The organism is Aneurinibacillus aneurinilyticus ATCC 12856, assembly GCF_000466385.1.
Classification (GTDB): Bacteria; Bacillota; Bacilli; order Aneurinibacillales; family Aneurinibacillaceae; genus Aneurinibacillus; species Aneurinibacillus aneurinilyticus.
Genome location: NZ_KE952665.1, coordinates 94,066 through 101,287, shown reverse-complemented (window position 1 = coordinate 101,287; position 7,222 = coordinate 94,066). Strand labels below are relative to the sequence as shown.

At 46.5% G+C, this 7,222-nt stretch carries 5 protein-coding genes; all 5 read right to left on the bottom strand.

The window, feature by feature from the left end; translation table 11 throughout:
• Positions 1–101: 101 nt before the first annotated feature.
• The gene (locus HMPREF0083_RS01325) at positions 102–1,076 is read right to left on the bottom strand and encodes a PfkB family carbohydrate kinase (RefSeq protein ID WP_021619124.1); all 975 of its coding nucleotides are present in this window, start codon (positions 1,074–1,076) and stop codon (positions 102–104) included.
• Between the two features lie 99 nt (positions 1,077–1,175).
• Positions 1,176–3,428 (bottom strand): glycoside hydrolase family 2 protein, encoded by a 2,253-nt coding sequence (locus HMPREF0083_RS01320; RefSeq protein ID WP_021619123.1) that lies wholly within the window; start codon positions 3,426–3,428, stop codon positions 1,176–1,178.
• Positions 3,429–3,577: 149 nt separating this feature from the next.
• Entirely contained in the window at positions 3,578–4,762 is a 1,185-nt protein-coding gene (gene nagA / locus HMPREF0083_RS01315; RefSeq protein ID WP_021619122.1) for an N-acetylglucosamine-6-phosphate deacetylase, read from the bottom strand.
• A 121-nt stretch (positions 4,763–4,883) separates the two neighbouring features.
• Positions 4,884–5,771, bottom strand: a complete 888-nt coding sequence (locus HMPREF0083_RS01310; protein ID WP_040301048.1) for a YitT family protein — start codon at positions 5,769–5,771, stop codon at positions 4,884–4,886.
• Between the two features lie 205 nt (positions 5,772–5,976).
• Positions 5,977–7,209 carry an L-2-hydroxyglutarate oxidase gene (gene lhgO, locus HMPREF0083_RS01305; protein ID WP_021619120.1) on the bottom strand — a complete coding sequence of 411 codons (1,233 nt, stop codon included), beginning with the start codon at positions 7,207–7,209 and terminating at the stop codon, positions 5,977–5,979.
• Positions 7,210–7,222 lie beyond the last annotated feature (13 nt).

The window sequence follows — 7,222 nt, the reverse complement described above, 5'->3', positions numbered from 1 at the left end:
TTTCTTCCACCTTATGGATAATCAACAGGTGTGAGGAAAAATAAAAAACAGGAATCGCTTTTGAAAAGCGATTCCTGCCATACGTCTGCCTTATATTTATGCTAGTGCTTCATCAGTTCCTTAACCTCATCCGCCGAAGGCAAGGCTGAAATCGCCCCACGTTTCATCGTGGTCAGTGCACCGACCGCATTTGCGAAATGCAGCATATTTTCTAATTCGCCATCCGGCAGCATTGTCAATGCTTCAGGCTTTATGCCTGCCCCGGCAAGCCGATGCAGAAAGCCTCCAACAAAACCATCCCCTGCACCGGTCGCATCAACCGCCCGCACAGCAAAACCAGGAAGCCGCTTTACCGTACCGTTCGGTCGTACGTAAGCGCAGCCGTCCTTACCCAACGTAACGAGCAATAAGCGGATACCCTGAGTGAAAAACCAGGAAGCACCGGCGATAATATCAGTCTGTCCGGTCAAAAATATCAATTCTTCTTCGCTTACTTTTACAATATCCGCAAACGGTACATGTGTTAGAATCGCTTCCTTAGCTGCTGGCGCACCTCCTGGCCACAAAGGCAAGCGCAGGTTCGGATCATAGCTTACAAGCATTCCTCTTTCCCCTGCCAGCCGGGCTGCTTTTACCGTCGCGCTCCGTGCCGGCTCTGCAATTAATGAAATCGAGCCGTAATGAAAAACTCCCCCTTCAGCTAGTGCCTCCTCTGTAATTTCCTCCTTTGTAAGCAACATGTCCGCCGAAGGATCACGGTAAAAAAGAAAGTCTCGCTCGCCATCTTCTTTCAAGGACACGAATGCAAGCGCTGTCTTCGCTTTGTCCGTTCGATATATCCTTCCTGTATCCACGCCTGCATCTGCCAGTGTGCCAATGAGAAAATCACCGAACGGATCGGCCCCCACTTTCCCGAGGAAGCGGGAGGCTCCACCCAGGCGGGCAACGGCGGCGGCCACATTAGCAGGCGCACCGCCTGGCGCTTTCTTAAACGATGGTACGTCTTCAAGCGCCTGCCCGTTTGCCTCAGGCACAAAATCGATTAGCACCTCTCCGAGCGTAATGACAGTACCCATTGCGCCTCCTTTTGTTTATTCCAATCCAACGGGCCAATAAACTCCCGCTTTACTTGTGCTACGTGTGGAATGATGAAACCCGTTGATGGAAGTTTTGTTCTACAAGCCCGCGTTCACATGTGCAGCTGTCTCTACTTCTGCTACATTGATACGAGGGAACAAAATTTTCGTATTGCGTGCAATAATGTTCCCTCCCTTATCGCGCAGCTCGCCTTCGATGCGATATACATCCTCTGTCAGCGGCAAATCAAGTATCGCCTGATCAAAACAGCGGGAGGAATCCGGTGCGATTAATGGTGCAAGCACAGCACGCTCCTCTATCACCGTATTGTCCAATGCAAGCAATCGGTACGAAATCTCATGCCCTTCCAGTTCGTGTCGGTAGTCGTTGACAATCCATGCTTCCATTGTAATACGCAAGACATCCTTCAGTCGTTCTACATGACCGGCGAAAGATAATTGCAGCGGTGCAAATGCATGAACGACAGCGTAGTAGGCTTTTTTCGGACGGCGATAATAATCGACAATAGCCCAGTCGATTGCAGGCCACGTATTAACAAAGTGAAACTGCATGATTCCATTCACATTATTATATTTCTTACGTCGCAACGCCTCTGTATGCTCCTTATAGAACTGCACCTGATACTCCTGTGTACGCTCCACCAGTTCGCCTAATGTCGTCGGATATTCCCCCATCATCTTGGCATAAATATTATTCTGGAAACCTCGCATACGCCATGTTTCCATGTCCAGTGGCCAAAGCTTTTCCTCTACGATGAACTTCTTCAACGACTCTTCATCAGGCAGCGATTGCGTTCCATATTCCGTAATAAACATAGGGTTATAAAATTCAGCGTCCGTAATCTTGCCCCAATACCAGCCAACCCAGTTGACACTTAGATGATTTGGTACGTATTTGGCGAACTCCTCCCATGTTGCAAAGAACGCTGGTAACTCTCCTTGATCGATGAGTACCGAATTTTTGTGGATGGGCCGCGTTACATCGATTGATTTTACGGTTTCCATCAGCACATTGTCGAGCTTATTGTAATCATGCAAACGCGATTCACTGTGACAGCACCAGAGCACGATGGATGGGTGATTATATAGCATCTCAACGTACCTTCGCGCCACATTTGCTGCACGGGTAATAAATTCACCATCTGAGCGGTATCCCCACTGGAACGGTAAATCCTGAAAAATCATAATTCCTTTCTCATCACATAAACGGTAAAAATCAGGTTTTTCCGCATGTGCGAACAGACGCGTCATATTCATGTATGCATCGAGCATCATTTGTATATCTTGCTCATACTGTGAAGCTGTCATAAGTGAAAGGAATTGATCAGATAAATAATTGTTTCCTTTAATGAAAATCCGCTCGCCATTCAGCCTGAATTGCCATTTCTTATCACGTGTGATTTCACGGATGCCGAACACTTCACTCGACGAATCGATGACAGTACCATCTATTTTCATTTCCACAATCGCCGTATATAAGTGAGGATTCCCCAGATCCCAACTCCACCAGAGCGCAGGATTCTGTACAGTAAGACGTGTGGTATGATTGAGAATTCCCGGTCGCAGAAATGCTGATGACACCTGAGAAATATCTTCTCTTCCCTCTTTCGGAAAATTATACGGTGTCAGCTCTACTCTCAGCTCGATATCCTGCTCCTGGCCCGTCTCATTGTGTATTTCTATATCAACATATACGTTTGCTTTCGTATATTCATCGCGTAAGTGCGGTGTGATGCGTAAACGTCCGATATGGACAATCGGCTTTGCTATTAGCGCCACATCCTTCCAGATACCGCCCGGATTTACGAGCGGATTCGGATAATGGGCACTAGCCGCCGATGGTACTTCCGGACAATCGGATAGCCCTTCCTGGCGTACCGGCAAACAATCCCAATGATATAAACCACCTTTGGCAATTTCTTTTCGTTCCGGCTTCTTATCGACAACTGACATTACTTTTACGATAAGTTCGTTTTCCGTTCCAAAACGAAGGAAACCGGTTACAGAAAATGTAAACGGATCGAAATCTCCCTCATGCGCGCCCAGGTATACTCCATTGAGCCATACTTCGGAGAAATAGTCCACTCCCCCGAAATGCAGATGATAGCCGACATTCTCCTGCTTGTTCGGTGCAAGAAATTTCTTCCTGTACCACATTGCACCCTGATGCTGTTCAAACCCGGCCTTTTGCCAATGGGAAGGCACAATAATCTCCTGCCACGGATGCGTCTCAGGCGCGTATACGATTTTATTTTCGATGCCATTTTCCAATATATTCTCTTTATCGGGCAGGCATTGCCATACCCCTTGTAAGCTCCATTCCTGGTGCATGTAGGACCACCTCTACCCTATACAAATACGTTATACTTTTGCTTCCGGTGACCGACAATTACTATAATTTTTATCTATAGTAGCCTAACTTTAAATCTTTTCCGATAAAGCGTCAATGGAATTTCTATGATTTATACTATGATAATTATTTAACGTGCATGAAACGCTATTTTTCCTCTGCATAACGTAAGAACAACCTCATGCTCCTTGTCCAATACGACAAGATCAGCATCCTTACCCTGAGCGATACTTCCTTTGCTCGCAAATAATCCGAGCTGTTTAGCCGGGTTTACAGCTGTCATATGGACAATGTCTTCGAGCGTGCACCCGCTAAAGCGCATAGCATTGGTAGCTGCATCCTTCATCTTAACGATACTGCCAGCGAGCGTGCCATCTGCAAGCAAAGCACGCCCGTTTTGTACGATCACTTCCTGTCCGCCTAGCTCATACGTTCCTTCACCAAGACACTTGGCTCGCATTGCATCCGTGATTAATATCAATCCGCTCCGTCCTTTTTGCTGGTAGACAAGTTTAACCATTTCAGGATGAACATGCATGCCGTCCACTATAAGTTCAGCGAGCAATTCGGGATGAAGCAGGGCGGCACCGACAACGCCCGGTTCGCGGTGATGCAAACCGCGCATACCGTTAAACAGATGCGTTACATGCTTCAAACCGCAGCGAACCCCTTCTGCCACTTCTGCGTACGTCGCATCAGAATGTCCGATAGAAGCTACTACATCACACTGTGCCAAATGCGATACGAATTCCATGCCGCCCGGCAATTCAGGAGCTACAGTAACAAGCCGAATCGCCCCGGCTGCAATCCGCTGCCATTTCTCGAATAAAACGATATCCGGGTTAATCATCTTATCCACGGGTTGAGCACCCGCCCGCCTGGGCGATAAAAACGGTCCTTCCAAATGCACACCCAATATTTCCGCTTCTCCTGGTCCGTTCGCCCGCTTGCGATAGTCGGCGACATTTACTAATGCACGCTCAATCTGCTCTACTTCTTGCGTCATTGTTGTGGCGAGAAAGCTTGTCGTCCCTTCGTGTGGCAACCATTTTGCCATCGTCCGCACCGCCTCAGGAGTGGCATCCATCGTATCTGCTCCGTTCGCACCATGAATATGCAAATCAATCATACCCGGAAGAAGCGCATACGAATCCGGAAAGGAAAAGAGCTGATCGTATCCGTCCGTATCCTTAAGATCAGCCATCTGCCCAATTTCAAGGATTTTTCCATTTTGGATCGTCACATATCCCTCATTTATTGTCCCTTTCTCCGCATAGACTCGGATTCCGGTAATTAGCATACTTTCCGTCGCCATACATCCGTCCTCCTTTTTCCGTTTTATATAGGATGATCAACGGCTGCATTATAATTCCCTCTATAGCCTGGAGCAAAAAAACAGCCTTGTACAATCGGCTGCTTTTTGTGTCGTTATTCCTTTAGTGAATGTCCTTCTTCTTGAAATTTCCGCCTTTTACATTGTTAATCGCACCAACTGCCAGAAATGCTGCTTCATCAATATCTTCAATAATCGATTTCAGCTTCGCTTCTTCCAGGCGGGTAATAACGCAGAAAATTACTTTTTTATCATCACCTGTATATGCACCTTCCCCGTTCAGGTAGGTGACGCCGCGTCCCAGACGGGCAAGCAGCGCATCGCCGATTTCCCGGTGCTTCTCACTAATAATCCAGACAGAACGTGATTCATCGAGCCCCTGGATGGTAACATCAATCATTTTGAATGCAATGAAGTATGCTATCAGCGAATACATCGCCCGATCCCAGCCAAAAATGAAACCTGCACTGCCAAGAATGAAAATATTGAAAAACATAACCGTCTCTCCTACCGAAAAAGGAAGCCGTTTATTAAACACAATAGCAATAATCTCAGTGCCGTCAAGCGAACCTCCATAACGGATAACCATTCCTACTCCAATCCCAAGGATAATTCCACCAAATACCGCAGCTAGCAACGGATCCTCTGTTAGTTCCGGTACAGGGTGAAGAACGGATGTGACGATAGACATAACGGTAACACCAAGCAATGTAGAGATTGCGAATGTTTTTCCAATCTGTTTATAACCGAGAATAAGAAAAGGAAGATTGAGAATAAACAGAAAAATACCGAGTTTCAGTCCGGTTAAGTGAGAAAGAATAATGGAGATACCTACAATCCCTCCATCAATAATTTGGTTGGGAACCAGAAAAATTTCAAGTCCAACCCCCATCAGACTTGAACCTAAAATAATAAACAATGCCCGCCTCACGATTTTAGCCTTTGTAAGCTTTTTATGGGCTACTTTATACTCTTGCACATATTCCAACAACCATCGCCCCTTTATTTTCTAGTACTGTTGTTACTATCTTATTTTATTATAGCAGATATGGTTTATGATGTGCCGTGCATGCAAAAATTTACCTTGGGCATCCCTACAAGGTTTGCATCGGGAAAAAGAAGAAAAGCCCGGTATACAAACACCGGGCTGCTTTATTATAAAATCGAAATTGTTATATAAGTGCACAATACAAACATTATACAAGAACGGCTGACACATCCGAAGATTTCAGTCCGCTAGTGACATTCTCAGGTAATTTATTTGCGATTTCTTCTCCGATTTTAATAGAAGCTGTTGCTGCCGGAGACGGGGCATTACACACATGGAGCGAGCTTTTACCTGGGAAGATAGCGAAGTCATCCACCATGTTTCCGTTATCCATGAGAGCCTGTGCCCGCACGCCTGCATGAGTCGGAACGATATCTTTTTCCGTAAGCTCCGGAATCAGGCGTTGCAGGCTGTGCAGAAATGCCTGCTTGCTGAAGGAGCGTACCATTTCCTTCATGCCCTCTTTCATATTTGGCATCGCCATTTTCCAGAAGCCTGGATACGTTAATACCTCTAGCAAGTCTTTTATATTGATATCCGATTTTGTGTATCCTTCACGTTTAAAGGCCAGTACCGCATTCGGACCCGCGTGAACTTCCCCATTAATCATGCGGGTAAAGTGGACGCCAAGAAACGGAAAGTCCGGGTTCGGCACCGGATAGATTAGATGTTTGACAAGATGACGCTTATCCGGGGCAAGCTCATAGTATTCGCCTCGGAATGGCACGATTTTCATACCTGTCTGCATACCAGCCATTTTTGCTACGCGATCGCTATGCAGCCCGGCACAGTTAATCAGGAAACGGGCTTTTATCGTACCACGGTTCGTTTCAATCGTAACCCCCTGTGCTTCCTCGGCAATATTCTCTACTTTCGTACTGAGACGAATATCCCCGCCACCCTCTTCAATAATTCGGGCAAACGTTCTGGAAACACCTTTATAGTCGGCAATTCCACAGCTCGGGACACGAATTGCTCCAAGACCTGCCACATGCGGCTCAATTTCTTTAAGCTCTTCTGGTCCAATTTTTTGCACATCCAATTCGTTCTGCAAGCCGCGCTCATATAAACTTTCCATTAATGGAAGCTCTTCTTGTTCCGTCGCAACAATGACTTTCCCGCATACATCGTATGCAACGCCATGCTCTTCACAGAATCGCACCATCGCTGCATTGCCTTCCCTTGCAAAGCGAGCCTTATAGCTGCCTGGTTTATAGTAAATTCCGGAGTGGATTACGCCGCTGTTATGGCCAGTTTGATGGTGGGCCCAATCTTTTTCCTTCTCTATCATAACAATTTTTGCGCCCGGATACCGCTTCGTCAATGCCATTCCTGTTGATAACCCTACAATTCCTCCGCCAACTATCGCAAAATCATACATGCTGTCTTCCTCC